We start from the raw sequence: 24,112 nt of genomic DNA, 5'->3' as shown, positions 1-24,112 counted from the left end.
GGCCGTGCGGCGCCGATCCGAAGGCCGGGTCAGGCCGGACCACGCGCATGCAGTATCGCATCGGCCACCTGCGCGAAACCCGCACCCCGTTCCGCGGGCGTCACATAGCGCGGCAGATGGCGCAGCTGCGGCACGAAGCGCTCGACGTTGGCCACGCCGACGCTGTGCGGGAAGTGGCCGAACATGGCCTGGTCGTTGGTCGAATCGCCCACGTAGACCCAGCGGTCGATCTCGGCATCCAGGTCCCGCTGCCACAGCGTGCGCAGGATCCAGCGCGCACCCGAGAGCTTGTCGTGGTCGCCGAACCAGCCGTTGATGTGGATGCTGCTGACGGTCGCATGCATGCCCTCGGACCGCATCAGCGCCACGACGCGCGCCACGGTGGCGGCGTCCAGATGCACGAACTCGCTGTGGTCGATCGCGATGTCGGTCTCGCGGCCGGGCGAGTCCTGCGCCAGCGCGGCACCGGGAATCTCCCGCAGGATACGCCGGGCCACCTGCCGCATCCGCCCGAAGTTGGCGGCGCGGGTCGCAGCGTCCTGTTGGTATATTTTCGATAGCACGTGGTCGGCGTCGGACGCCGGCTGCAGGCCTTTTTTCCTCGAATTCAGCAGCGCGACGGCGCCGTTCTCGGCCACCACCGCGTCCACCGGCCAAGTGGCGGCGAACTCGGCGCTCCAGCCCACCGGGCGGCCGGTGATCGGCACCACCGGGAGGCCGGCGCCGCGCAGGGCGTGCAGGGCGTCCAGCGCGTCGGCGGTGATCGCGCCGTCGGTGGTGAGGGTGTCGTCGATATCGGTCAGCACGCCGACGATGCCGCGGCGCGCCGCGAGCGGCCAGGTGTCGAGCGGCTGCATCAGCGCGGCTCGGTGACGGCCGGCCGGGCGCGAAACACGACGTACCGCGCGCTGGCGAAGTTGGCCACCAGCCCCGCGATGCTGCCCGCCGCCACGCCGATCAGCGCGGCGTACGGCCCGTGGTACCAGTGCAGCACGGCGACATAGGCACCGTAGTTGAGCGCCGCACCACCCAGCATCGTGACCAGGTACTTGCCGTACTCGCGCCAGATACCGCTGCCGCTGCCGGTGGCGCGCGTGCCGGGGAAGGTGAAGTGACGGTTGAACAGCCAGGTGGTGGTCGCCGCCGCCCAGAACGACAGCACCCGGCCGCCGTACCAGCCGAGCCACGGTGCCAGCGCGTAGAGCACCGCCGCGTCGACCACGAAGCCGAGCGTGCCGACCGCGCAGAAGATCAGGAATTGCCGCAGGGCGGGACGGGCAGACATCATTCTCGGGCCAGGGCGCGGATCGCGTCGTAGAACTGGTCGGAGCCGTCCAGCGGATTGTCGGGGCGCAGTTCCATGCGGCTGACGCCGTGGATGCCCGGCGGCCGGAACCGCTGCGGCACCGGTGAGAAGTAATACGGGCTGACGAAGCGGGCGCCCGCCTGCTGGTGCGAGCGCAGGGCCTTCAGGGCGTTGCCGGGGCGCTTCCACTGCTGCGGATGGAACTCGGGCACGCCGTAGCCGCGCCAGCGCCGCTCGGCGATGAAGCCGCGCACCCAGGCGCTGTCGGTCGCGCCACCGTAGAGGTTGAAGCCCGGCTTCCACGGCGTGTCGGCCGCGAGCGTGTCGCCCACCGCCAGCAACTGCGGGTTCCAGGACGAATTGACCTGCGGCACGATCTGGTGCGAATAGAGCTTGTCGGCGGGCAGGCCTGCCTGCACCGCCACGTCGTAGAAGGCCTGCATGAAGGCGCGGACCTGGCCGGCGCGGTACTGGTTCCAGTCGCGCGCCAGGGGATTGAAGTACACGTCCTGCAGCGACCGCGGCAGGTCCAGCCACGATTTCACACCCGGCAGCGCCTGCGCGCTCGGGAGCCCGGCGACGGCCGGGGCCGCGCGGTGCCATGCCGGCACCGGGTGCCGCGACCCGACGACGAATTCGACCTGCGCCAGTTCGTAGCGGGTGCCGGCCGATTCGGCCACGATCTGCGCCCGGTGGCGGCCGGGCGTCATGCCGCTGAAATCGAAGTCGATCCGGTAGCCGACGTTCGGGTCGAGCACCGATTCGTCGGCGCGGTAGACGTCCAGACGGTTGAACCCGCGCGGCACCGGGCCTTGGCGTTTCCCGTCGATGTAGAGGTCGAGCGCGGCGATGCGCTGCTGCGGGTCCCAGAGCCAGCCCGAGAACGGCAGCGTGCCGTCGGCGAAAGCGTCGTAGTGTTCGCCGAAGGAGTCGAGGACGTCCTTGCGGATGTTCTTGGACGGTGCGGGAACGGCGTCGAAGCCGTCATAGGCCAGCCCGGTGCGCGCCTGGAAGGTCTCGATGCTGCCGTAGCGCTGCCGCAGCCACAGCCGAAAGCCCGCCACCGAGGCCGGGCTGTAATCGGTGACCCGAATGTCCTCGTAGGCCCCCATGCCGCTCTCGAAATTCGGGAACATGTGATGCAGCTCCCCCAGCAGCGTGATCGCGACGATGCGCTTGCGCGCCTGGGGGGGCAGCTCCGCGATGCGGCGGGCGATGGCCCGCAGCGCGGCGAACCGGTACCGGTTGACGGGAATGTCGGCATCGGTCTGCAGCGTGTACGGCAGGATCGGGTAGCCGAAATAGCTGGATGCGGCCGGCCTGCCGTCGGCCAGCAGCATCAGGTTGCGCTTGTCCTGGCGCAGTTCCTCGGCCAGCGGGCCGATCGTGTCGAAGTGGTCGGCCGCCAGGTACAGCACCACCGGCCGCGCCACCTTGGTCACCGGCCGCAGCAGCGTATCGACCTGGGCCAGGTCCAGCTCCCAGCCTTTCGGCCCGCGCTTGTACAGGCTCAGCAGCTTGAGCGTCTGGGTGTAGCCCACCTGCACCTTGCCCTTGGGGCCGCCGGGTTCCAGCGTGTCCAGCAGCCGGGCCAGGGCCGCCGACCCGTCGAGCTTGCGTTTGCCGCAGTAGACGTAGGCGGCCTCGATCGGAAAGATCTTGAGGTTTTCGGCTGCCTCGTCGCAGAGGAGCAGGCTCTCCACCGTGGGCGCAAGGTAGAAAGGCTCGGCTGCCGGCGGTCGTGCGGCGGCCCGGGCCTGTGCCAGGCCCGCCGCCATCGCCAGCAGCAGGCCGGCCCATGCCGCGCGTGTGCGCAAACGCCGCGTCACGTCGGGTGCCCGGTGGAGGCCGGTGCCGCGGGCGGAGCACCCGCTGCCTGCACCGCCGGGCCGGCCCGAGACACGGCCGTCGGCACCGCGATGCCGGTACGCGCCGCCGAATAGGACTGCACCAAGTACAGCGGCCGCGCCTTGGTCTCGTTGTAGATGCGGCCCAGGTACTCGCCCAGGATGCCGATGAAGAACAGCTGCACGCCGCCCAAAAACAGCATCGTCACCATCAGCGACGGATAGCCCTGCACATCCTCGCCCCAGATCATCGTCTTGAGCATGATCCACCCGCCCGCCAGGAAGGCCGCGAGCGCGATGAGCACGCCGAAATAGGTGGCCAGCTTCAACGGAAAGATCGAGAACGAGGTGATGCCCTCGATCGCGAAGTTCCAGAGCTTCCAGTAGTTGAACTTGGTGGTGCCTGCCGCACGCGGCTCGCGTCGATAATTGACCACTTTGGTCGGGTAGCCGATCCAGGCGAACAGGCCCTTCATGAAGCGGTGGTGCTCGCGCATCCGCAGCAGGCTGTCGACCGCGCGCCGGCTCATCAGCCTGCAGTCGCCGGTGTTGGCGGGGATGTCCACTTTGGACATCGCGCCGATCACCCGGTAGAACACGTGGGCGGTCAGCTTCTTGATACAGCTCTCGCCGTCGCGGTGGGTGCGGCAGGCCACCACCACGTCGTGGCCGTTCTTCCATTCGCGCACGAAGTCCGCGATCAACTCGGGCGGGTCCTGCAGGTCGGCGTCGAGGATTACGATCGCATCGCCGCGCGCATGGTCGAGGCCGGCAGTCATCGCGGGTTCCTTGCCGAAGTTGCGCGACAGCTCGATGCCGGCCACCCGCGGATCGGCCGCGCACAGTTTTTCGATGATCTGCTGGGTGGTGTCGGTGCTGCCGTCGTTGACGAACACAATCTCCCAATCGTAGCCGGACAGCGTCGCCAGCGTGCCGCTCAGCCGCTGCATCAAGGGCCGCAGCACCAGTTCCTCGTTGTAGGAGGGGATGACGATGGAGATGAGTTCGGCCATGCTTATCCTGCTGCCTGCAACGCCAACCCCGCGTGTTCTCGCAGCGGATGGAAGTGGATCTTCGGGAACCGCTCCTGGGCCAGTCGCACGTCGTACGGCGAGGTGCAGAGGTAGGCCAGGGTGTCGGCCGCATCGTGTGCCATGCGCAGCGGGTAGGCGTCGGTGAAGGCGCGCAGTTCCTGCGGCGTGTCGGCGGTAATCCAGCGGGCGCCGGTGTACTGACAGCCTTCCAGCCGGATGTCGGCATCGTACTCGGCCTTGAGCCTGTGCTGCACCACCTCGAACTGCAGCTGGCCCACGGCACCCAGCAGCATCGCGCCGCCGGAATCGGGTTTGAACACCTGGATCGCGCCTTCCTCGCCCAGCTGGGCCAGGCCCTGCTGCAGCTGCTTGGTGCGCAGCGGGTTCTTCAGGATGACCGTCATGAAGAGTTCCGGCGCGAAGAACGGCAGGCCGGTGAACATCAGGTTGGCGCCGTCGGTGATTGTGTCGCCCAGCTGCACGCCGCCGTGGGTGGTGAAGCCGATGATGTCGCCCGCGTAGGCCTCGTCCACCGCCTCGCGGCGCTGGCTCATGAAGGTGACGACCGAGGTGGGCCGCAGCTCCTTGGCGGTGCGCTGGACCTTGAGCTTCATGCCCGGCGTGTACTTGCCCGAGGCCATCCGCACGAAGGCGATGCGGTCGCGGTGATTGGCGTCCATGTTGGCCTGCACCTTGAATACGACGCCCGCGAAATCCTTGTCGGCGGGCTGGATCTCCTGGGTCACAGGCTGGCGGTTGACGACGACGGTGCTGGTGCGCGACTGGGGCTGCGGCGCCAGGTCGACCAGGGCGTCGAGCACCTCCATCACGCCGAAGTTGTTGACGCCCGAGCCGAAGAACACCGGCGTCTGCTTGCCGGCCAGGAAGGCCGCGCGGTCCCAGGCGGGCGAGGCGCCGGTGGCCAGCTCCATGCTCTCCATCGAGGTGTCCCACTCGCTGGCGAAGCGCTCGCGCAGCGCGGTCTGCTCGGTGAGCGGCACCGTCTCGAAATCCTGCGGCAGCCGCTCGCTGCCCGATTCGAACACCGTCATCGCCCGTGTGCGCAGGTTGACGATGCCGCCGAAGCCGCGGCCCTGGCCCACCGGCCAGGTCATCGGCACGCAGGGCATGCCCAGCTCGCGCTCGATCTCGTCCAGGATGTCGAGCGGCTCGCGCACCTCGCGGTCCATCTTGTTGACGAAGGTGATGATCGGCGTGTCGCGCTGGCGGCAGACCTCGATCAGCCTGCGCGTCTGCGCCTCGACGCCGTTGGCCGCGTCGATCACCATCAGGGCCGAGTCGACGGCCGTCAGCACCCGGTAGGTGTCTTCCGAGAAGTCCTTGTGGCCGGGCGTGTCGAGCAGATTGATCACATGGTCGCGGTAGAGCATCTGCATCACCGACGACGCCACCGAAATGCCGCGCTGCTTCTCGATCTCCATCCAGTCCGAGGTGGCGTGCCGGCTCGCCTTGCGCGCCTTTACCGAGCCGGCGATCTGGATCGCGCCCGAGAACAGCAGCAGCTTCTCGGTCAGCGTGGTCTTGCCGGCGTCGGGGTGGGAAATGATGGCGAAGGTGCGGCGGCGGCGGGTTTCGGCGATGAAGTCGGGGGAGATAGCCACGGAGAGTCCACTCTGAAGAGCATGCGGCGTACAGGCCGCAGGCAGGGCGCAAACCCGCAATTGTCGCTCGCACGGCTCGTGTCGCCGACTCCGCGTTGGATTACGACAACGGGCGCCACGCAGGCAGAATACGCCGCTTGTATCCGGACGTGACCCTTGTCGCGATCGCCAAGGCCGCTACGAACCCGCCGTGGTGCATACGCCGTCGCCGCCCGGCCTTCGCCCGTCGCGGTCCGCCGCACCCGCAACCCGATTTTCCCGTCGTACTTCTAGGAAAGCATGTTGAGCCAACGCACCGAAGGGGCACCGGCGAACCGCACGCCGGTCTTCGCCACCGCATTGATCTTTCTGCTGATCCTGCTGGGAACCTATCTCCGGTTTCACGGCATCGCCGGATTCAGTCTGTGGGAAGACGAGCTGTTCTCGGTCGCTACCGCCGCACAGTCGGGTCCCTGGTACGGTCCGGTGGTTCCAGGCAAGACCATGGAGCAACTGCAGTTGGCCGACAGCTTCTGGACCTGGAAGTTCGCCGATCCGCATCCGCCGCTCTACGAGATGGCGCTCGTGGCTTGGATATGGCTTTTCGGCGTCTCGGATTTTGCGGTCCGGAGCCTGAGCGCGGCTTTCGGCGTCATCACGATGCTGTCGGTTTTCGCGTTGCCGCGCAGCTTTGCCTGGCCGGCGCGTGCGGTCTACGTTGCGCTGCTCGCGGCCTCCGGTCCATTGCTGATCTACAGCCAGGACGCGAGAGGCTATTCGCTGGCCGCATGCCTGTCGGCGTGGATGTTCGTCTGCATGGCCCGGCAGATGCACGAGGACGCGGCTGCGATCCGAGCCGGCAGGCCGAGCCTGGCATTGCTCCTGCTGGGTGGGCTTCTGGGCCTCACGCACTACTACGGCCTGCTGATGGTGGCCTGCATCGCGGCCGTCATGACACTGCAGGTTCGCAGCGCGGCGGCATTCTTCGCGGCGTCTTGGCGGTGGATCGTGGCGGTGGTGCCGGTGCTGGTCTACATGGGACTGGGCTGGATGGGCATCCTGATGAAGCTCGGCGCGGTGCCGCCCAAAGCGCTCTCGTGGGCGATGACTTTCAAGCGCAACACGATCGCGATGCTGCGCAATGTCGATCCCGGAAATGTCGGTAGTCCGTCGTTCTGGGTGTTCCTGCTGCTGGCGGTGGTGGGCCTGGCGATCTACCTGCGCATGCGCCGCGACCGTCATGCGCTGGCACCGGTGGTCGGCGCGCTCGCGGTGGTGATGGTCCTCTTTTTCCTGATGCTGGTGCTGGGCACGCGGCGTGCCGAATTCTTTTCCGAGCGCTATGTGATCTTCATGGTGCCCGGCTGCCTGCTGATGGTGGCCGCGTTCACCACGGTCAAGGGATGGCCGCGCGCCGTGAGCCTGATGCTGGTCGCGGCCCTGATTCCCATGGGCGTGAGGGTATGGCAGCTGTCCCCGCGGCCACAGAACGGCGGCGATTGGCGCGGCGCCGCGGAACTGGTGGCGCGTGCCTACCGACCGGGCGACCTGATCGTGGTGGCATTGCACGATCCCACGATGCGGTCGCATTTCCAGCACTACCTGCGCAACCACATCCCGCAGGAGCAGCTCGACCAGCGGCTGCTGACGATCGTGAAGCCGGCCGATATTCCGGCCCGCATCGCGGCGCTGGGCCCCACGCCGCCGCGCATCATCGTATTCAGCCACAGCGCGTTCATGACCAAGTTCCAGGCCGTGCTGGACGTGCTGCAGACGCAGGTGGGCTGCCGGCCCGCAGAACTGCAGCGTGCCCAGGCGCTGGTGATCGAGGTGCTGCCCTGCGGCGGTTCGTGACGCCGGGTCGCCGTCGCCGGGCGGAGCGGACTTTCGACGTCCGCCACGCGCCGCCTACATCGGCGGCGCGAACCCGTTGCGGCCGACGTTCACTCGCAGCGCCACCGGCTGACCGTCCTTCAACTGCGCATGAACCAGCACTTTGGCGCCCGGCACCAGGAGTGCCTTCTCGTCGGCGTTGCCCGGCTTCAAGCTAACGACCGGCACGTCGGCCGGCACGATCACCGTCTTTTCGCCGCCCTTGTACTGCAGCACCAGCTGCTGGCCGCCCGGCACCGTCTTGGGTGCGGCGGCCTTGCCGGACACGGTGGCGTTGGTCATGGTGCTTTCGGGCATCAGATCCCACTGATAGTGGCCTTCGCCGGTGCCGCGCGCGGCTTCGGGGAACACCACCACTTCCAAAGCCTTCTGGGTGCCGTCGGGCTGGGGCAGGGCGGCGGTGCCGATGAAGCTGCCCGGCCGGATCGCCGACATCTGGATCGGATAGACCTCCGAGATCGGCATGGCGGGTGCCCGCGCCAGCGTGACGACTTCGCCGCCGCGCTCCTTCAGCGTCAGCGTGCCGGCATCCACCCGGACCAGCGTGCCGCGCAGGCGAACCGGCTTTTCGGCGATGGGCGGCGTGGGCATCGACGGGACCTGGGCCCGCGCGAAGCTGCCGGCCAACGCCAGCGCCGTGAGGGCGCCGGCCGAGAAGAGACGGGAGAGTTGGGTGTGCATAGGGTCTTTCGAAGGGGGCCGCCGGATGCGGAGATGTCGGTGCGATGGCGGTGGCGACAGTCTAGAGCCAGCCCGGCCCGATCGCGCGCGGCTGCGGTAAAATGCGCGCTTTCCGAGGAGCGTTGCAGCGCCTTCCAGGCGTGAGGCTCGGAACCATCCATCCGCAACGACGCTCGCCCACGCCTGTGTGCCCGAGCGTTTACGTTACGCGCAGCCGGGCGTGGTCGTCAGAAATTTTCTTCTGGAGCCGACCATGAATGCACCCCTCGACCCCGCAACGCTGACCTCCGCCGACCAGGCGATCGCCGACATCACCCTCGCCGCCTGGGGCCGCAAGGAAACCCGCATCGCCGAGACCGAGATGCCCGGCCTGATGGCCATTCGCGAGGAATTCTCCAAGGCGCAGCCGCTCAAGGGCGCCCGCATCACCGGCTCGATCCACATGACGATCCAGACCGCGGTGCTGATCGAGACGCTGCAGGCGCTCGGCGCCCAGGTGCGCTGGGCCTCGTGCAACATCTTCTCGACCCAGGACCACGCCGCCGCGGCCATCGCCGCCGCCGGCACGCCGGTGTTCGCGGTCAAGGGCGAGTCGCTGGCCGACTACTGGGACTACACCCACCGCATCTTCGAGTTCGGCCCCAAGGGGAGTGCCGGCGAAGGCCCCAACATGATCCTGGACGACGGCGGCGACGCCACCCTGCTGATGCACCTGGGCCAGCGCGCCGAGAAGGACCTGTCGGTCCTGGCCAACCCGACCAGCGAAGAAGAGCGCATCCTGTACGCCGCGATCAAGGCCAAGATCGCCGAGGACGGCACCTGGTACACCCGCAAGGCCGCAGAGATCATCGGCGTGACCGAGGAGACCACCACCGGCGTGCACCGCCTCAACGAGATGTCCGCCAAGGGCACGCTGCAGTTCCGCGCGATCAACGTGAACGACTCGGTCACCAAGAGCAAGTTCGACAACCTGTACGGCTGCCGCGAATCGCTGGTCGACGGCATCAAGCGCGCCACCGACGTGATGATCGCCGGCAAGGTGGCGGTCGTGGCCGGTTATGGCGACGTGGGCAAGGGCTCGGCCCAGGCGCTGCGGGCGCTGTCGGCCCAGGTCTGGGTCACCGAGATCGACCCGATCAACGCCCTGCAGGCCGCGATGGAAGGCTACAAGGTCGTGACGATGGAGTACGCCGCCGACAAGGCCGACATCTTCGTGACCACCACCGGCAACAAGGACGTGATCCGCCACGAACACATGGCTGCGATGAAGGACCAGGCCATCGTCTGCAACATCGGCCACTTCGACAACGAGATCGACGTCGCGTCGATCGAGAAGTACGAGTGGGAAGAGATCAAGCCGCAGGTCGACCACATCACCTTCCCCGACGGCAAGAAGATCATCTTGCTGGCCAAGGGCCGCCTGGTGAACCTGGGCTGCGGCACCGGCCACCCGAGCTTCGTGATGTCGTCCTCCTTCGCCAACCAGACGATCGCCCAGATCGAACTGTTCACCAAGCCCGATGCCTATCAGGCGGGCAAGGTCTACGTGCTGCCCAAGCACCTCGACGAGAAGGTCGCCCGCCTGCACCTGAAGAAGGTCGGCGCGGTGCTGACCGAACTGACCGACACCCAGGCGGCCTACATCGGTGTCGACAAGAACGGTCCGTACAAGCCCGACACCTATAGGTACTAAGCAAACCCCCAGGCTGCGCACTTCGTGTCTTCGCCAACCCCCTTGCAGGGGGCGGCACCGGTGGAACGGCAAAGCCGTATCCACGGTGCCCCTGAACCTGACGCCGGCCCTGTTTCCAGCGGGGTTGCCGGTGCGCGCTGACCAGTTGCTGGTAGGTCGCGGGTTGGCGGCTTCGCGGTCGCAGGCGCAGCGGCTGATCGCGGGCGGGTTGCGCTGGCGGCTGGGGCCGGGCGGTGACTGGCGCACGGTGGGCAAGAACGGGGACGAGGTGCCGGAGGCGGCGGAGGTCGAACTGGCCGACGCGGCCGAGGCGCGCTATGTCTCCCGCGGCGGCTTGAAGCTGGAGGGTGCCCTGCGCGCCGCCGGCATCGATCCCGCCGGACGCATCTGCCTGGACGTGGGCCAGTCCACCGGCGGCTTCACCGACTGCCTGCTGCAGCACGGCGCGGCGTGCGTGATGGGCCTGGACGTGGGGCACGGCCAGCTGCATTCGCGGCTGCGGGACGACCCGCGGGTGCTGTGCGTCGAGGGCTGCAATGCGCGGGAGATCGACCCTGAGCGGCTGGCGGAGTTGCAGGCAGATGCTATTAAATCGATAGCTGATGGTCGGCGTCGCACGCCGGCTGCAGCGCTTTTTTCTTCTGAATTCTCGCTGGTGGTGGGCGACCTGTCGTTCATCTCGCTGACGCTGGTGCTGCCGGCTCTGGTGCCACCGCTGGCGGCCGGCGGCGACCTGCTGATGCTGGCCAAGCCTCAGTTCGAGCTGCAGCCTGGCCAGGTCGGCAAGGGCGGTATCGTGCGCGACGCCGCGCTGTTCGGCGTGGTCGAAGCGCGGCTGCGCGCGGCCTGCGCCGCCGCCGGCCTGCAGGTGATCGGCTGGCACGACAGCCCGATCGCCGGCGGCGACGGCAACCGGGAATTCTTCATCCATGCAAGGAGGGCGGCATGACCGCATCCCCCGAGTCGACCTCGTCCGTGCCCGCCGGCCCCGCCGCGCTGCCGGTGAGCTTCGAGTTCTTTCCCACCAAGACGCCCGAGGGCGCCGTCAAGCTGCGCGCGGTGCGCCAGGCGCTCTACGCCCGCGGGCCGGAGTTCTGCTCGGTCACCTACGGCGCCGGCGGCTCGACGCAGGAGGGCACCTTCGCCACGGTGCGCGAGATTCTGGCCGAAGGGGTCGATGCCGCGTCGCACTTCTCGTGCGTCGGCGCCACCCGCGCCTCGGTGCGGGCCGAGCTGGCCGCGCTGGCCGCGATGGGCGTCAAGCGGATCGTCGCGCTGCGCGGCGACCTGCCGAGCGGCTACGGTGCCGGCGGCGAGTTCTCGTACGCGAGCGATCTGGTCGCCTTCATCCGGGCCGAGACGGGCAGTGCCTTCCATATCGAGGTGGCCGCCTACCCCGAGGTGCATCCCCAGGCCCGCTCGCCCCAGGCCGACCTGCAGGCCTACGCCGCCAAGGTGCGGGCCGGTGCCGATGCGGCGATCACCCAGTATTTCTACAGCGCCGACGCGTACTTCCGTTTCCTGGACGACAGCCGTGCGCTGGGCGTCGACGTGCCGGTGGTGCCGGGCATCATGCCGATCACCAGCTCGTCGCAGCTGCTGCGCTTCTCGGACGCCTGCGGCGCCGAGATTCCGCGCTGGATCCGGCTGCGGCTGCAGGCCTTCGGCGACGACACCGCCAGCATCCGCGCCTTCGGGCTCGACGTGGTGACCGGCCTGTGCGAACGGTTGCGGGCCGGCGGCGCTCCGGCGCTGCATTTCTACACGATGAACCAGTCGGCCGCGACCCTGGCGCTGCTCGACCGACTGCTGCCGGCCGCATGACCGGCGGCGGTGCGGCAGGGCGGGGCGCCCATGGCATCGGCTGGGCGGCGAGCCTGCTGGCGGTGCTGCTCGCCGGCGGCTGCGCGCCGCTGCCGGCCAACCGCGGTGTCGACGAGGTGGCGCTGGCGCCCGACGGCGAGACCGAATTCATGCTGCGTCCGCTGGTGCGGCTGCGCAGCGTGCCGGTCGAGGCGCCGGCCTCGGGCGTGGCGCTGGTCACGGTGGAGCGGACCGACGACGAGCCCGATCCCGACGACGATCCCGGGGCCGGGGAGGAACTGGGCCGCGGCGGCGCGTCCTGGTATGGCATCCGCTTCCACAACCGCCGCACCGCCAGCGGCGAGCGATTCGACATGGGCGCGCTGACCGCGGCGCACCGCACCTTGCCGTTCGGCACCATGGTCTGCGTGCGCAGCCTGGTCAACGGCGAGCAGGTGGTGGTGCGCGTCACCGACAGGGGACCGGGATCGCCGCAGCGCATCATCGACCTGAGCCGGGCCGCGGCCGAGGCGCTCGACATGCTCGGCACCGGGATCAAGCAGGTGGTGCTGTCGAAGCCGTCCTCCGTCACCGGGCGTTGCGTCCGCTAGCCGGCCGCCGATACCACTGCAGCGGGCATGGGTTTTGCGTAGCAGGCGATTTACAGACCCTGACTACGAGGAAACCCTTCCGTGAACAAGATCCTGATTGCAATTGGTGCGTGCCTGGCCTGTGTCGGTGCGGCGCGGGCCCAAAGCACGGTGACGCTCGCCGGTCTGATGGACGCCTATGCCGGCTCGATGCGCATGGCGGGCGATGCGGGCCGCCGGGCGGTGGTGGGCAGCAGCGGCATGACCACCTCGTGGATCGGTTTCAGCGGCACCGAGGACCTGGGCGGCGGACTCAAGGCCAGCTTCAAGATCACTTCGTTCCTGCAGATCGACACCGGCACGCCGGGCCGGTTCGCCAACGATCCGTTCTTCTCGCGCGATGCGAGCGTGGGTCTCTCGGGCGCCTTCGGTGCTGCGCAGCTCGGCCGGGGCATCGCGCCCAACTTCCTGCCGTCGATCCTGTTCAACCCGTTCGGCGATTCGTTCACCTTCTCGCCGCTGATCCTGCACAAGAACGTGGGCCTGTTCAACGGCACCGGCTGGGCGGCCACCACGCCGTCGGACACCGGCTGGAGCAACCAGATCACCTACACCACGCCCAAGTTCGGCGGCCTGATCGGCAACCTGCACTACCAGTTCGGCGAGCAGACAGGCGCCAACGACAACCGCAAGAACGTCGGCCTGAACGCGATCTTCCAGCAGGGCCCGATCGGCCTGACCGCCTACTACGAGCACGATCAGATCTCCAACCCGGTCAACGCGCTGCTGACCGCCGGCACCCCGGCCCGGCCCGACACGCGCAAGGACTGGATGCTGGGCGGCTCCTACGACGCCGGTATCGTCAAGGGCTACCTGACCTACGGCCAGGGCAAGTCCGACGTCACCAGCGTCGAATCGAAGACGGTGCAGTTGGGCGCCTCCGCGCCGATCGGTGCCGGCCAGCTGCTGGCGTCGGTGGCCCGCACCGAACTGCACAACACCGTCGGCCAGCCGACCCGTACCACGGCCACGGTCGGCTATGACTACTTCATTTCGAAGCGCACCGATCTCTACGCCAACCTGATGAACGACCGCCTCACCTCGTACAAGAACGGCACCTCGCTCGGCGTCGGCATGCGCCACCGCTTCTGACCGCGCGGCGTCGCGCCAAGCAAAAAGGCTTCGCGGGTGTGAGACCTTTTTGCCTTTGAACGTCGGATCGCCTCAGCTGCCGCCGGATTCCAGGCTCGATGCCGCGGACCGGTCCTGCCCCAGCGCCGCCGCCATCTGCGGCAGGGCCGCGGCCAGCGCGGGCTTGAGGGTGAAGGGCGGGTTGATCACGAACATGCCGCTGGCCGGCAGGCCCGGGCGCTCGACCGAGGTGCCGGTGGCCGCCGCCACGCCCGCGCCGATGATCTTGGCCGACTTCACCGTCAACGTGGCGTGCAGCCAGGGCTTGCCGGCCTGCGTCGCCATGGTGCGCAGACGGCGCGGCAGGTCGTGCGCCTCGGGCCGTGCGATCAGCGGGTACCAGACGGCGTAGGTGCCGGTGGCGAAGCGCTTGAGCCCGTCTGCCACCAGGTTCAGCACCCGGGCGTAGTCCTGCTTGATCTCGTAGCTGGGGTCGCAGAAGAGCAGGGCGCGGCGCGACGGTGGCGGCAGGAATTTGCGTACCGCCTCGAAGCCGTCCTCGCGCATCACCGCGATCTGCCGGCCGGCCTCAAGCTGGGCGATGTTGCCGTCGAGCGTCTTCGCATCGGTCGGGTGCAGCTCGAACAGCTTCAGGCGGTCGTGCGGGCGCAGCAGGTGCTCCACCACGAAGGGCGAGCCGGGGTACACCTTGATCGCCTCGCCGGCATTGAAGCTCGTGACCAGATCCAGATACGCCCGCAGGGCGGGGGCGGGCTCCACCGGCAGATTGCCCAGCAGGCGCAGGATGCCCTCGGCCGCCTCGCCGCTCTTGGCGGCGTAGTCGCCGTCGAGCCGGTACAGGCCGGCGCCGGCGTGGGTGTCGAGCACGGTCAGGGCCGCTTCTTTTCGCAGCAGGTAGTCGAGGATGGCGACCAGCGTCGTGTGCTTGAACACGTCGGCGTGGTTTCCTGCATGGAAGGCATGGCGGTAGCTGAACATAGGCCCTGATGGTAAGCGGCTTGTGGAGGAGGGGAAACTTCCTATAATGGAGGGCTTCGCAGCGCTCGATCGGCCCCGCGGCGAAGCGGCGCGCAGGTGCCGTCTCCCACCTAAGAGGTTTCCTTCAGAGAAACACCGACCGTGGAAAAGGGCTGTCCACACTCGAAAGCTAACAGCAATGTCTACATTCAGCGCAAAACCCGCTGACGTGGTGCACGAGTGGTTTGTGATTGACGCGACCGACAAGGTCCTCGGCCGGGTAGCCAGCGAAGTTGCCCTCCGTCTGCGCGGCAAGCACAAAGCCATTTACACGCCTCACGTCGATACCGGCGATTTCATCGTCATCGTCAACGCCGCGCGCCTCAAGGTGACCGGCGCCAAGTCGATCGACAAGGTGTACTACCGCCACTCGGGCTACCCCGGCGGCATCACCGCCACCAACTTCCGCGACATGCAGGCCAAGCACCCCGGCCGCGCGCTCGAGAAGGCCGTCAAGGGCATGCTGCCCAAGGGCCCGCTCGGCTACGCCATGATCAAGAAGCTCAAGGTCTACGGTGGCGCAGAGCACCCGCATACCGCCCAGCAGCCGAAAGTCCTCGAACTCCCCGGAGCGACGAAATGATTGGTGAATGGAACAACGGCACCGGCCGTCGCAAATCCAGCGTCGCCCGCGTGTTTCTGAAAAAGGGCACCGGCAAGATCACGGTCAACGGCAAGGACGTACAAGAGTACTTCGGCCGCGAGACCTCGATCATGATCGCCAAGCAGCCGCTCGTCCTGACCAACCACGTCGAAACCTTCGACGTGATGATCAACGTGCACGGTGGCGGCGAATCCGGCCAGGCCGGCGCGGCCCGTCACGGCATCACCCGTGCCCTGATCGACTACGACGCGACGCTCAAGCCCGCACTGAGCCAGGCCGGCTTCGTGACCCGCGATGCCCGCGAAGTGGAACGCAAGAAGGTCGGTCTGCACTCCGCACGCCGCCGCAAGCAGTTCTCGAAGCGTTGATCCGCTTTGCCTGGGCACGGCGACCTGTCGCGGTGCCCGGTCTGGAAGAAACCGCCTTCGGGCGGTTTTTTCATGGGTGCATCGCCCTGCCGCCCGTGCCGGCAATCTTTCTGCGCCAGCTTGAAATGCCGCGTTGCGATAGCATCTGCGCCTTGCGTTAACGCACATCCCACCGGAGTCCACCATGAGCGCAGTTGCCGAATCCCTCCCGACCGAAATGCCGTCGCCGATCCTGTTCACCGACAGCGCTGCCGCCAAGGTGGCCGACCTGATCGCCGAAGAGGGCAATCCCGACTTGAAGCTGCGGGTCTTCGTCCAGGGCGGCGGATGCTCGGGCTTCCAGTACGGTTTCACCTTCGACGAGATCACCAACGAAGACGACACCACGATGAGCAAGAACGGCGTGTCGTTGCTGATCGACGCGATGAGCTATCAGTATCTGCTCGGTGCCGAGATCGACTACAAGGAAGATCTGCAGGGTGCGCAGTTCGTGATCAAGAATCCCAACGCCACCACCACCTGCGGTTGCGGCTCCAGCTTCTCGGTCTGACGTCTCGGCGCCGCATGCCTCCCGCTCCGGGTCCATGCCGCCGCCAGCCGCCTTCGGGCGGCTTTTTCTTTGCCGCGATGCTGTCCTGTTCGATCCCATGAGCCCCGTTGCCCCGCCGACTCCGGTTCTCTCCTGCTCCGATCGGGCCGGCGCGGGGCGGCTGGCTGGTGCAGTATGCCTCGTTTCACTGGATCTTCCTGATCAACCTGTCGGTGGCGCTGGTGGGCTGCGTTGCTACGCTGCGCTTCATGCCCGACGGTCGGGCGCATGCGCTGTCGGGCCTCGACCTGACCGGCTACTGCTCGTTGGCCTTTGGCATGGCAACCCTGTCGCTGTCGCTGTCGCTCGGCGGCCTGTCGGAGCTGTGGCTGCGTCATGCCGAAGGACCTGGACGGCGGCATGGCCAGCAGCGGCAACAACCTGCTGTCGATGATGGTGCAGATGCTGGCGATGGGCCTGGGTGTGGCCGCAGCGGGTGGCCGGTTTCAGGGGCACCTTCGGCCACGCCGAGTGCGCCGCATGCGCTGCCGGCTTTCCGCGCAACCTTCCTTACGATGGGGGCAGATGACGATGGGTGCCTCGATCGTGTTCTGGCAGCTGGCGCCCGATGCCCAGGGTGCGCGGGTGAAGACCCGGCCGGTGGTAGACCGACGCGGTCGGCCACCGAGAAAGTGCGTGCGGCCCTGCTGCACATCCCGGTGGAGCGGCTTCGGCCCTCGCGGTAGCGATGCGGGGCCACGGTCCGCCGTGCGGCCGGGCTGTCGGCTACGGTATTCCACACCGTTTGCCGCGGTCGCGGCAGGGGGGCGGCGCGGCGTCAGGCGGGGTACAGGGCACCCAGCACGCGCGGCCCGGCGGCCCCGGTGACGGACGGCAGGTTGCCCGGCCTGCGCTCCACCCACCGTTGGGCCAGCCAGGCGAAGGCGGTGGCCTCGACCTGCAGGGGCGGCAGGCCGAATTGCGCCGACGACACCACCCGCATCCCGGGCAGCGCCCGCGCCAGCCCGGCCATCAAAGCGCCGTTGAAGGCGCCGCCGCCGCACACGATCAGATCGGTGCCATCTTTTCCATAGCTAGTGGCCGACGCCGCGCAAGCCTGGACGGTCAATTCGACCAGGGTCGCCTGCACATCGACCGGGTCCGCTCCCGGGTGGCGGACCAGGTGCTGGTCGAGCCAGGCCGGGTGGAAGAGGTCGCGGCCGGTGCTGCGCGGCGGCGGCTGGTCGAAGAACGGGGTGGTCATCAGGTCGGCCAACAGCGCGGGCAGCACCCGACCGGTCACGCCCCAGGCGCCGTCGGCGTCGAAGGGCAGGCCCAGGTGGCGCTGGCACCAGTGGTCGAGCATCGCGTTGCCGGGCCCGCAGTCGAAGCCGGTGGCGGCACCGCCCCGGTCTCCGGCCGCCACCAGGCTGATGTTGGCGATACCTCCCAGGTTGAGCACCGCCACCGCCGCATCCGGCCGGCCGAACCAGCGCCGGTGGAAGGCCGGCACCAGCGGCGCGCCCTGGCCGCCGGCCGCCAGGTCGCGGTTGCGGAAGTCGGCCACCACGTCGATACCGGTGCGTTCGGCCAGCAGCGACGGGTTCTGCAGCTGCAGGGTGTAGCCGGTGCCGTCGAAGGCCTGTGGCTGGTGGCGCACCGTCTGGCCGTGGGCGCCGATCGCCCGCACGTCGGACGCTGCCCGCCCGCCCGCGCCGAGCAGCCGCAGCACCACATCGGCATAGAGGTTTGTCAGCGCATTGGCGGCCAACGCGGCGCGGTGCAGTTCGTCGGGCCCGGAGGTGTTGAGCGCCATCAGCTCCCGGCGCAGCGGCCCGGGCATGTCCACCGCGGTGTGGTGCAGCACCTGGGCCGGCACCGCGTCGTCGGCGGGCAGGCGCACCAGCACGCCGTCGACCCCGTCCATCGAGGTGCCGGACATCAGGCCTATGTAGAGGGAGTCGGTGGTCATGGAGCGTCCTCGGTGGGTCTTCGGGGAGGAGGGCGGCGGGCGTTGGCGCCGGCAGGGCGGCGGAGCGACCAGCATAGCCTTGTCCCGGCGGCCCACCACCGTGTGCGACCTTACCGCAGGCAGGCCCTGCCAAACAAAACGCCGCCCGTAGGCGGCGTGGTATGCAATGCGGCCGGATGTAGAAGATCCGGAAGAAGCGTGGCGAGCGGCCCAGGTGTGCGGATAGGGCCGAAGCCGTACTTCGGCACGCCGAAGGCTACAGCCGCGCGATCGGATCGCGCAGCAGGTTCCCCCTCCGGCTCAGTCGGCGCTGGCCAGGCCGGTCTGGTTGGCGGTCTGCAGCTGGATGCGCATCGAAGCCGCGATCCGGTCGAACGCCGGGCGCGCCGCGGCGGTCAGCTGGGTCGATTCGCTTTGGCGGGCCATCGCCATCGGGTCCTGCTGTACGCCGTTGACGCGGAACTCGAAATGCAGATGCGGGCCGGTCGCCCAGCCGGTCTGGCCGACCAGGCCGACCGTCTGGCCCTGCGAGACCGACTGGCCGCGGGTCACGTCGATCTTGCTTAGATGGGCGTAGACGGTGACGTGCTCGTTGCGATGGCGCACGAACACCACGTTGCCGTAGCCGTTCTGGACGCCGGCGAACTCGACGGTACCGTCGCCCACGGTGCGCACCGGGGTGCCGGTCGGCGCAGCGAAATCGGTGCCCAGGTGGGCACGCCATTCCTGCAGGATCGGGTGGAAGCGGTTGCTGAAGCCGCTTGAGACGCGGGTGAATTCCAGCGGAGCGCTCAGGAACGCGCGGTTCAGGCCCTGGCCGTCGAGCGTGTAGTAGGCGCCCTTCTCGCGCGGCGGCTGGAACCACATCGCCTCGAACGACTTGCCGTCGTTGACGAATTCGGCGCTCAGCACCCGGCCGGCGCGCAGCATCTCGCCGTCGGCCTCGATGGTTTCGTAGACGACGGTGAACCGGTCGCCCTTGCGCAGGCTGCGGCGGAAATCGATGTTGCTGGAGAAGATCTCGGCGACTTGGTAGGCGACCGATTCCGGGATGCCCGCCGTGTCGGTGGAGGCGAGCAGCGAGCTTTGGATCACGCCGCTGGCGAGCCGGCTCGACACGGTGGTCGGCGCGCTCTCGATGCGGCTGGCGAAGCCGTCGGCCCGCTTCTCGATCACGAGGCGCTGGAACTGCTCGGCGTCGTCGGCGCTCCAGCGCACCGTCAGGCGCAGCAGGGCATGGTCGTCGGAGGCTTCGGCCGTCACCACCCGGCCCACGCGGCCCAGCAAAGCCTGGCGCGCCTTGTCGTCGGCCCTCAGAAAGACGGCGGCGGCCCGGTCGTCCACGCCCAGGCGCTGCAGCAGACTGTCGGCGTTGTCGGTGGAGCGGGTGGTTTCGGTGCGGTAGAGCCGCATCGCATGCATGCCGGCATCGGTGAGCGCCGTGTCGACGGACAGCGGCTCCACGGAATGCAGGATCTGGCTGACGGGCAGGTCCGAGGGATCGGGTGCCAGATTGGCCACCGCGAAGGCGCCGCCACCGCCGCAGAGCAGCAGGGTGCCGATCAGAGCGGTGACACGTTTCGGATGCTGTCGGAGGCTGTGGGCGACACGGAAGACGAACGCTTCCCCGATGGCCATGAAACCAGGATTCAAAAGTTATTCCCCGGAAGAAATTTGCGCAAGGCAGGCAGTGCGGCATCCGGGGACGCAGGCATCGGGCCTTGTTCTTGGGAGGTGTTCTTTGCACGCCTCGGTAAGAACGGGTGCAAAAGGCCGGCCACCTAAAATCGGGTGGCGGGCTGCTGGCGAGTATAGCGGCGCACCGGACCCTGGCTTTCTACAAAACCCTTATGAATCAATCAGCCGTTTCGACGTATCCCGTGACCGATCGTGTAGGAAGAGCGCTCGACATATCGTTGCGAGGCGCCGACGAACTGCTTCCCCGACATGAATGGCAGCGCAAACTTGCGCGGTCCGAAGCCACCGGCGTTCCGCTGCGGATCAAGCTGGGCCTGGACCCGACCGCGCCCGACATCCACATCGGCCACACGGTGGTGCTCAACAAGATGCGCCAGTTGCAGGACCTGGGCCACCAGGTGATCTTCCTGATCGGCGACTTCACCAGCCTGATCGGCGACCCGTCGGGCCGCAACAGCACTCGGCCGCCGCTCACGCCCGAGCAGATCGCGGCCAACGCCGAGACCTACTACCGCCAGGCCAGTACGGTCCTGGACCCGGCCCGCACCGAGATTCGCTACAACAGCGAATGGAGCGAGCCGCTGGGCGCCACCGGCATGATCCAGCTGGCCGCCAGGTACACCGTGGCCCGGATGATGGAGCGGGACGATTTCCACAAGCGCTTCACCGGCGGCCAGTCGATCAGCGTGCACGAGTTCCTGTACCCGCTGATGCAGGGCTACGACTCGGTCGCCCTCCGGTCCGACCTGGAACTCGGCGGCACCGACCAGAAGTTCAACCTGCTGATGGGCCGCCACCTGCAGCAGGAGTACGGCCAGGAGCCGCAGTGCGTGCTGACGATGCCGCTGCTGGTGGGGCTCGACGGCGTCGACAAGATGTCGAAGTCGAAGAGCAACTACATCGGCATCGCCGAGCCGGCCAACACCATGTTCGCCAAGGTGCTGTCGATCTCGGACACGCTGATGTGGGACTGGTTCACCCTGCTGTCCTTCAAGTCGCTGGAGGAGATCGCAGCGCTGAAGGCTGAAGTGGCCGGCGGGCGCAACCCCAAGGATGCGAAGGTGATGCTCGCCAAGGAGATCACCGCCCGCTTCCACAGCGCGGCCGACGCCGACGCGGCCGAGGCCGATTTCGCCAACCGCAGCAAGGGGGGCGTGCCCGACGACATTCCCGAGGTGCTGCTGGCCGGCGCGCCGCTCGGCATCGGCGCCTTGCTGAAGCAGGCGAACCTGGCCGCCTCCGGCAGCGAGGCCCACCGTCTGGTCGACGGCGGCGGCGTGCGGGTCGACGGCAGCGTCGTCAGCGACAAGGGCCTGAAGCTGGCCGCCGGAACCTACGTGGTGCAGGTGGGCAAGCGCAAGTTCGCGAAGGTGTTGCTGGGCTGACCTTGCGGCGGACCGGCCGTAGCAAGCCGCTTTCTGCCTGCCTGCCTGGTCGAAGGTGTGAAAGAACCGTAGCGAGCGGCCCGAGTGGGCGGTGAGGACCACAGCTGCGCCATCGGGTCGCGCAGCAGGTTCTCTCAAACGTTCTCAGTCGACGTGCGCGTCCACGTTGGTGTCCTGGCCGTCGCCGATCGTGCCGCGGGTGACGGCCGCCTCGCCGCGGATCCACTCGACCAGGGCCTGCACCTCCGAGCGCTGCCGGCTGCGCGGCCCGACCAGCAGCCAGTAGGCCAGCGGCGACCCGAGCCGGTGCAATGGCAGGATATCCACCAGGTCGCCGTTGGCCAGGCTGTCGGCCACCATCGGCATGCGGGCCAGCGCCACGCCCTGGCCGGCCAGGGCCGCCTGGGCGATCTGGTGGGCGTAGTTGAAGTACAGCCAGCGGCGCGGTTCCAGCCGCTGCACGCCGTGGGCATGGCTCCAGCGGTGCCAGCTGAGCCATTCGTTGTGGTGGGAGCGGTACAGATCGCCCGCCTCGATCAGGGTGAAGCGGTTCACGTCGGCGGGCGTCTTCAGTGGCGCCCCGCTCTGCAGCAGCCAGGGGCTGGCCACGACCGACAGCTGCTCGCCGAACAGCCGCTCGGCGCCGGCCAGCACCCGCGAGGGCAGGGTGTAGCGCAGGGCCACGTCGACGTCGGTGGTGTCCATGTCGACCGGCACGTCGGTCGCGTCGATGCGGATGTCGATGTCGGGGTGGGCCCGCTGGAACGCCTCCAGCCGCGGGATCAGCCACATCGACGCGAACGACGCCCAGGTGCTGATCGCCACGCTGCGCCGCCCGGCGGTCTGCCGGATCTGCCGCACCGCGCCGTCGATGGCGTACATGCCCGGCTGCAGTGCCCGCAGCAGCTGCGCGCCGGCGCCGGTCAGCTCCACCGCCCGGGTGTGGCGCAGGAACAGCGGCACGCCCACGTCCTCCTCCAGCCCCTGGATCTGGCGGCTGACCGCCGACTGGGTGAGCGACAGCTCCTCGGCCGCCGCCCGGAAATTGAGGTGCCGCGCCACCGCCTCGAAAGCGCGCAGATGCCCCAAACCGACGGGACGGGTGCGCAGCGGGGCCTGCGGGGCGTTCTGGGACATGGCGCGATCCTGGGATTGATGCCCGAATCGTATCAATCGGAACGCACCATTTCATTGGACGCCGCGGCGCGCGGCTTCGAAGATCGAGCCCACAAGACAGCCAGCGAAAGCCCGCCATGCACCACCCGACCTTGCTCGGAAAGCAACAATGCCAGACCGTAGAGGCAGGCCGCGCCGTGGCGATCCGCGCGGCGTGCGCGGGTGTGCTGCGGATCCGCTCCGGCGGCGCCTGGATCACGCTCGACGGCGGCGGTCGTTCGTGCGGCGGGCCCCGGCCGCGGGGCGGTGACTGGTTCTTGATGCCGGGCGAGAGTTTCCCGCTGCCGCGCGGCGGCCGGATCGTGCTGGAGCCCCGGTCGGCCGGCGAGGCGGTGGGGTTCGAATGGTCGCCCGGTCGGGGTGCCGCCGGCGACGTCGCGCGACAGGCCGCCCAGGTGGCCCGCCAGTGGCGCCGGGTGTGCCTTGCCGGCTGGCGCTTCGGCCGCGCGCTGGCGGCGCTGGCCGCAGGGCTGTTGTGTCGGCGGCCGGGGCCTGCGCAGGCGCGGGAATGCCGACCGTCGCACCCGTCTTGAAGGCCCGGCGAGAACCTGTTCGCCAACGGCCGCCGCAACGCGACCGAGCGGGTCGCCACACTGCCGGTGCAAGCACCGTGCTGTATCAGGTTTGCTATTGAATTTATAGCTATAAGCCGTTGCGAGGAGGCGGCTGGAAGCCCCATAGGCTCGCAGTTTCGTGCTGTAGGCCAATGCCGACGCGCGGGCCGGCCGCCGGACGACACTCCGATGGCGGCTGGTTCGTTAATTTGAAGAATACGTCGTTTTTCCGCACGGCGGCTTGTCCAGGGGTTTCATATGAACCATTCCGTCCCTTCTCTCGGCGCCAACCGGCCAGTCCGGGGCGCAGGCGACTCCCGTTTCGGTGGCCGCCTCCCGCAGCAGCAACAACAGCAGGTTTCGCCGGCACGGCGCCGACAACAGCAGCAGGGCTCGACCGATTTCCAGCCCGTCTCGTGGGACGACGACGGCCAGCCCGCCCACCGCCCGGCGCCCGCGCAAAAGACCGACAAGCCGGCGACGTCCAAGGACGGCGGCCATGGCGGCACGCCGGTCGGCCGGCTGAAGAACAGGACCGACACACCGGGCGAGACCAAGTCGTACATCGACGAAGCCAGCATGAACGTGGACGCCTGAAGCGTTCTCCTCCCACCGATACCCATTCCCGCCCGAGGCTCCATCCCCATGAAGATCGAACCGCAGAAGAACCCCGGCATGCAGAAGGTCGCCGATCTGATCGACGACATCGGCCCCGGTATGCTCACCACGCATGACGCCCACGGCGCCCTGACCAGCCGGCCGATGATGCCGCTGCAGATCGATGCGGCCGGCAGCATCTGGTTCTTCACCCGGCCTTCGCCCGAGAAGCAGGCCAAGTCGGGAGGGTTGAACGTCGCCTTCGCCAAGCCGAGCAGCGCCAGCTACGTGTCGGTGACCGGCAGTTCCGAGATCGTCTACGACCGCGCCAAGATCGACGAGCTGTGGTCGCCGATGGCCAAGCCGTGGTTTCCCGACGGCAAGGAAGATCCGTCGCTCGCGTTGCTCCGGGTCGACGTGGAAACGGCCGAATACTGGGATGCCCATTCGAGCAGCATGGTGCGTCTGATCTCGATGGCCGCCGCTGCCATCGTCGGCAAGACACCGGACCTGGGCGAGAACGCCACGGTGCGCAACACGGCGGGTGCGCCGACCGTCGAATCGCGCTGATGCGGCGCGCTTGAGGCACCCTCGCAGCTAGAACCGCGGTGC

At 68.3% G+C, this 24,112-nt stretch carries 24 protein-coding genes and 1 riboswitch; of the genes, 14 read left to right on the top strand and 10 right to left on the bottom strand.

Translation table 11 applies throughout. The features are described from left to right. Positions 1-29: 29 nt before the first annotated feature. The 5 genes from DFQ15_RS09035 to DFQ15_RS09015 are packed head-to-tail and all read right to left on the bottom strand — an operon-like array spanning position 30 to position 5,803. Positions 30-857, bottom strand: a complete 828-nt coding sequence (locus tag DFQ15_RS09035) for an HAD-IIB family hydrolase (protein WP_110465665.1) — start codon at positions 855-857, stop codon at positions 30-32. Continuing rightward, complete coding sequence (locus tag DFQ15_RS09030) at positions 857-1,285, bottom strand: GtrA family protein (protein ID WP_110465702.1); 429 nt, start codon at positions 1,283-1,285, stop codon at positions 857-859. The genes DFQ15_RS09035 and DFQ15_RS09030 overlap by 1 nt, the downstream gene beginning before the upstream one ends. Then, on the bottom strand, positions 1,285-3,135 hold the full coding sequence (locus tag DFQ15_RS09025) for a hypothetical protein (RefSeq protein ID WP_233504361.1): 1,851 nt from the start codon (positions 3,133-3,135) through the stop codon (positions 1,285-1,287). The genes DFQ15_RS09030 and DFQ15_RS09025 overlap by 1 nt, the downstream gene beginning before the upstream one ends. After that, positions 3,132-4,166 carry a glycosyltransferase family 2 protein gene (locus DFQ15_RS09020; protein ID WP_110465664.1) on the bottom strand — a complete coding sequence of 345 codons (1,035 nt, stop codon included), beginning with the start codon at positions 4,164-4,166 and terminating at the stop codon, positions 3,132-3,134. Before DFQ15_RS09020 ends, DFQ15_RS09025 begins: the two co-directional genes overlap by 4 nt. Before the next feature lie 2 nt (positions 4,167-4,168). Continuing rightward, positions 4,169-5,803, bottom strand: coding sequence for a peptide chain release factor 3 (locus DFQ15_RS09015; RefSeq protein ID WP_110465700.1), 1,635 nt, complete (start codon positions 5,801-5,803; stop codon positions 4,169-4,171). A 288-nt stretch (positions 5,804-6,091) separates the two neighbouring features. Between DFQ15_RS09015 and DFQ15_RS09010 the strand changes: the two genes are divergently transcribed. Beyond that, positions 6,092-7,642, top strand: coding sequence for a glycosyltransferase family 39 protein (locus DFQ15_RS09010; RefSeq protein WP_158529042.1), 1,551 nt, complete (start codon positions 6,092-6,094; stop codon positions 7,640-7,642). A gap of 54 nt (positions 7,643-7,696) precedes the next feature. On the opposite strand, the gene DFQ15_RS09005 is transcribed toward DFQ15_RS09010, so the two are convergent. Next, entirely contained in the window at positions 7,697-8,362 is a 666-nt protein-coding gene (locus DFQ15_RS09005; RefSeq protein ID WP_110465662.1) for a single stranded DNA-binding domain-containing protein, read from the bottom strand. Positions 8,363-8,470: 108 nt separating this feature from the next. Next, positions 8,471-8,544: riboswitch (S-adenosyl-L-homocysteine riboswitch) on the top strand. Positions 8,545-8,615: 71 nt separating this feature from the next. On the opposite strand from DFQ15_RS09005, the gene ahcY reads away from it, so the two are divergent. The 5 genes from ahcY (at position 8,616) to DFQ15_RS08980 (ending at position 13,600) form a co-directional block, all read left to right on the top strand. Next, the gene (gene ahcY / locus DFQ15_RS09000) at positions 8,616-10,055 is read left to right on the top strand and encodes an adenosylhomocysteinase (protein ID WP_110465661.1); all 1,440 of its coding nucleotides are present in this window, start codon (positions 8,616-8,618) and stop codon (positions 10,053-10,055) included. Positions 10,056-10,185: 130 nt separating this feature from the next. Next, on the top strand, positions 10,186-11,004 hold the full coding sequence (locus tag DFQ15_RS08995) for a TlyA family RNA methyltransferase (protein WP_110465699.1): 819 nt from the start codon (positions 10,186-10,188) through the stop codon (positions 11,002-11,004). Continuing rightward, positions 11,001-11,879, top strand: coding sequence for a methylenetetrahydrofolate reductase [NAD(P)H] (gene metF / locus DFQ15_RS08990; RefSeq protein ID WP_110465660.1), 879 nt, complete (start codon positions 11,001-11,003; stop codon positions 11,877-11,879). Before DFQ15_RS08995 ends, metF begins: the two co-directional genes overlap by 4 nt. Then, entirely contained in the window at positions 11,876-12,469 is a 594-nt protein-coding gene (locus tag DFQ15_RS08985; RefSeq protein ID WP_233504359.1) for a septal ring lytic transglycosylase RlpA family protein, read from the top strand. Before metF ends, DFQ15_RS08985 begins: the two co-directional genes overlap by 4 nt. A gap of 81 nt (positions 12,470-12,550) precedes the next feature. Beyond that, entirely contained in the window at positions 12,551-13,600 is a 1,050-nt protein-coding gene (locus tag DFQ15_RS08980; protein ID WP_110465659.1) for a porin, read from the top strand. Positions 13,601-13,672: 72 nt separating this feature from the next. On the opposite strand, the gene DFQ15_RS08975 is transcribed toward DFQ15_RS08980, so the two are convergent. Further along, positions 13,673-14,578 carry a 23S rRNA (adenine(2030)-N(6))-methyltransferase RlmJ gene (locus DFQ15_RS08975; protein ID WP_110465658.1) on the bottom strand — a complete coding sequence of 302 codons (906 nt, stop codon included), beginning with the start codon at positions 14,576-14,578 and terminating at the stop codon, positions 13,673-13,675. Positions 14,579-14,756: 178 nt separating this feature from the next. On the opposite strand from DFQ15_RS08975, the gene rplM reads away from it, so the two are divergent. From rplM to DFQ15_RS17100, 4 genes are all read left to right on the top strand, one after another. After that, positions 14,757-15,200 (top strand): 50S ribosomal protein L13, encoded by a 444-nt coding sequence (gene rplM, locus DFQ15_RS08970; protein WP_055835166.1) that lies wholly within the window; start codon positions 14,757-14,759, stop codon positions 15,198-15,200. Then, a complete protein-coding gene (gene rpsI / locus DFQ15_RS08965; protein ID WP_055835163.1) occupies positions 15,197-15,589 on the top strand; it encodes a 30S ribosomal protein S9 in 393 nt (130 codons plus the stop codon). Before rplM ends, rpsI begins: the two co-directional genes overlap by 4 nt. A gap of 184 nt (positions 15,590-15,773) precedes the next feature. Further along, positions 15,774-16,139: an iron-sulfur cluster insertion protein ErpA gene (gene erpA, locus DFQ15_RS08960; protein WP_055835160.1), complete on the top strand. Its 366-nt coding sequence runs from the start codon at positions 15,774-15,776 to the stop codon at positions 16,137-16,139. A gap of 167 nt (positions 16,140-16,306) precedes the next feature. Next, positions 16,307-16,864: a hypothetical protein gene (locus DFQ15_RS17100; RefSeq protein ID WP_146228706.1), complete on the top strand. Its 558-nt coding sequence runs from the start codon at positions 16,307-16,309 to the stop codon at positions 16,862-16,864. 92 nt (positions 16,865-16,956) lie between these two features. On the opposite strand, the gene DFQ15_RS08955 is transcribed toward DFQ15_RS17100, so the two are convergent. Together DFQ15_RS08955 and DFQ15_RS08950 are read right to left on the bottom strand one after the other, a co-directional pair. After that, on the bottom strand, positions 16,957-18,090 hold the full coding sequence (locus tag DFQ15_RS08955) for an anhydro-N-acetylmuramic acid kinase (protein WP_110465657.1): 1,134 nt from the start codon (positions 18,088-18,090) through the stop codon (positions 16,957-16,959). Between the two features lie 300 nt (positions 18,091-18,390). After that, the gene (locus tag DFQ15_RS08950; protein ID WP_110465656.1) at positions 18,391-19,728 is read right to left on the bottom strand and encodes a M23 family metallopeptidase; all 1,338 of its coding nucleotides are present in this window, start codon (positions 19,726-19,728) and stop codon (positions 18,391-18,393) included. A 212-nt stretch (positions 19,729-19,940) separates the two neighbouring features. On the opposite strand from DFQ15_RS08950, the gene tyrS reads away from it, so the two are divergent. After that, complete coding sequence (gene tyrS / locus DFQ15_RS08945) at positions 19,941-21,173, top strand: tyrosine--tRNA ligase (protein ID WP_110465655.1); 1,233 nt, start codon at positions 19,941-19,943, stop codon at positions 21,171-21,173. A gap of 144 nt (positions 21,174-21,317) precedes the next feature. Here the strand turns inward: tyrS and DFQ15_RS08940 are convergent, their stop codons facing one another. Next, positions 21,318-22,310 (bottom strand): LysR substrate-binding domain-containing protein, encoded by a 993-nt coding sequence (locus DFQ15_RS08940; RefSeq protein ID WP_110465654.1) that lies wholly within the window; start codon positions 22,308-22,310, stop codon positions 21,318-21,320. Positions 22,311-22,426: 116 nt separating this feature from the next. Between DFQ15_RS08940 and DFQ15_RS08935 the strand changes: the two genes are divergently transcribed. The 3 genes from DFQ15_RS08935 (at position 22,427) to DFQ15_RS08925 (ending at position 24,070) form a co-directional block, all read left to right on the top strand. Then, complete coding sequence (locus tag DFQ15_RS08935) at positions 22,427-22,882, top strand: DUF2917 domain-containing protein (RefSeq protein WP_110465653.1); 456 nt, start codon at positions 22,427-22,429, stop codon at positions 22,880-22,882. Between the two features lie 279 nt (positions 22,883-23,161). After that, entirely contained in the window at positions 23,162-23,500 is a 339-nt protein-coding gene (locus tag DFQ15_RS08930) for a hypothetical protein (RefSeq protein ID WP_110465652.1), read from the top strand. A gap of 48 nt (positions 23,501-23,548) precedes the next feature. Then, positions 23,549-24,070 carry a pyridoxamine 5'-phosphate oxidase family protein gene (locus DFQ15_RS08925; protein ID WP_110465651.1) on the top strand — a complete coding sequence of 174 codons (522 nt, stop codon included), beginning with the start codon at positions 23,549-23,551 and terminating at the stop codon, positions 24,068-24,070. Positions 24,071-24,112 lie beyond the last annotated feature (42 nt).

The organism is Xylophilus ampelinus (genome assembly GCF_003217575.1).
In the GTDB taxonomy this organism is placed as follows: domain Bacteria; phylum Pseudomonadota; class Gammaproteobacteria; order Burkholderiales; family Burkholderiaceae_C; genus Xylophilus; species Xylophilus ampelinus.
Note: the sequence above shows the minus strand (reverse complement) of the source record. Positions and strands in the feature narration are given on the sequence as shown.

Coding starts and splice junctions, on each gene's coding strand:
- DFQ15_RS09035 (WP_110465665.1), bottom strand. CDS start 857: ATGCAGCCGCTCGACACCTGGCCGCTCGCGGCGCGCCGCGGCATCGTC.
- DFQ15_RS09030 (WP_110465702.1), bottom strand. CDS start 1,285: ATGTCTGCCCGTCCCGCCCTGCGGCAATTCCTGATCTTCTGCGCGGTC.
- DFQ15_RS09020 (WP_110465664.1), bottom strand. CDS start 4,166: ATGGCCGAACTCATCTCCATCGTCATCCCCTCCTACAACGAGGAACTG.
- DFQ15_RS09005 (WP_110465662.1), bottom strand. CDS start 8,362: ATGCACACCCAACTCTCCCGTCTCTTCTCGGCCGGCGCCCTCACGGCG.
- ahcY (WP_110465661.1), top strand. CDS start 8,616: ATGAATGCACCCCTCGACCCCGCAACGCTGACCTCCGCCGACCAGGCG.
- metF (WP_110465660.1), top strand. CDS start 11,001: ATGACCGCATCCCCCGAGTCGACCTCGTCCGTGCCCGCCGGCCCCGCC.
- DFQ15_RS08985 (WP_233504359.1), top strand. CDS start 11,876: ATGACCGGCGGCGGTGCGGCAGGGCGGGGCGCCCATGGCATCGGCTGG.
- DFQ15_RS08975 (WP_110465658.1), bottom strand. CDS start 14,578: ATGTTCAGCTACCGCCATGCCTTCCATGCAGGAAACCACGCCGACGTG.
- rplM (WP_055835166.1), top strand. CDS start 14,757: ATGTCTACATTCAGCGCAAAACCCGCTGACGTGGTGCACGAGTGGTTT.
- rpsI (WP_055835163.1), top strand. CDS start 15,197: ATGATTGGTGAATGGAACAACGGCACCGGCCGTCGCAAATCCAGCGTC.
- erpA (WP_055835160.1), top strand. CDS start 15,774: ATGAGCGCAGTTGCCGAATCCCTCCCGACCGAAATGCCGTCGCCGATC.
- DFQ15_RS08955 (WP_110465657.1), bottom strand. CDS start 18,090: ATGACCACCGACTCCCTCTACATAGGCCTGATGTCCGGCACCTCGATG.
- DFQ15_RS08950 (WP_110465656.1), bottom strand. CDS start 19,728: ATGGCCATCGGGGAAGCGTTCGTCTTCCGTGTCGCCCACAGCCTCCGA.
- tyrS (WP_110465655.1), top strand. CDS start 19,941: ATGAATCAATCAGCCGTTTCGACGTATCCCGTGACCGATCGTGTAGGA.
- DFQ15_RS08940 (WP_110465654.1), bottom strand. CDS start 22,310: ATGTCCCAGAACGCCCCGCAGGCCCCGCTGCGCACCCGTCCCGTCGGT.
- DFQ15_RS08935 (WP_110465653.1), top strand. CDS start 22,427: ATGCACCACCCGACCTTGCTCGGAAAGCAACAATGCCAGACCGTAGAG.
- DFQ15_RS08930 (WP_110465652.1), top strand. CDS start 23,162: ATGAACCATTCCGTCCCTTCTCTCGGCGCCAACCGGCCAGTCCGGGGC.
- DFQ15_RS08925 (WP_110465651.1), top strand. CDS start 23,549: ATGAAGATCGAACCGCAGAAGAACCCCGGCATGCAGAAGGTCGCCGAT.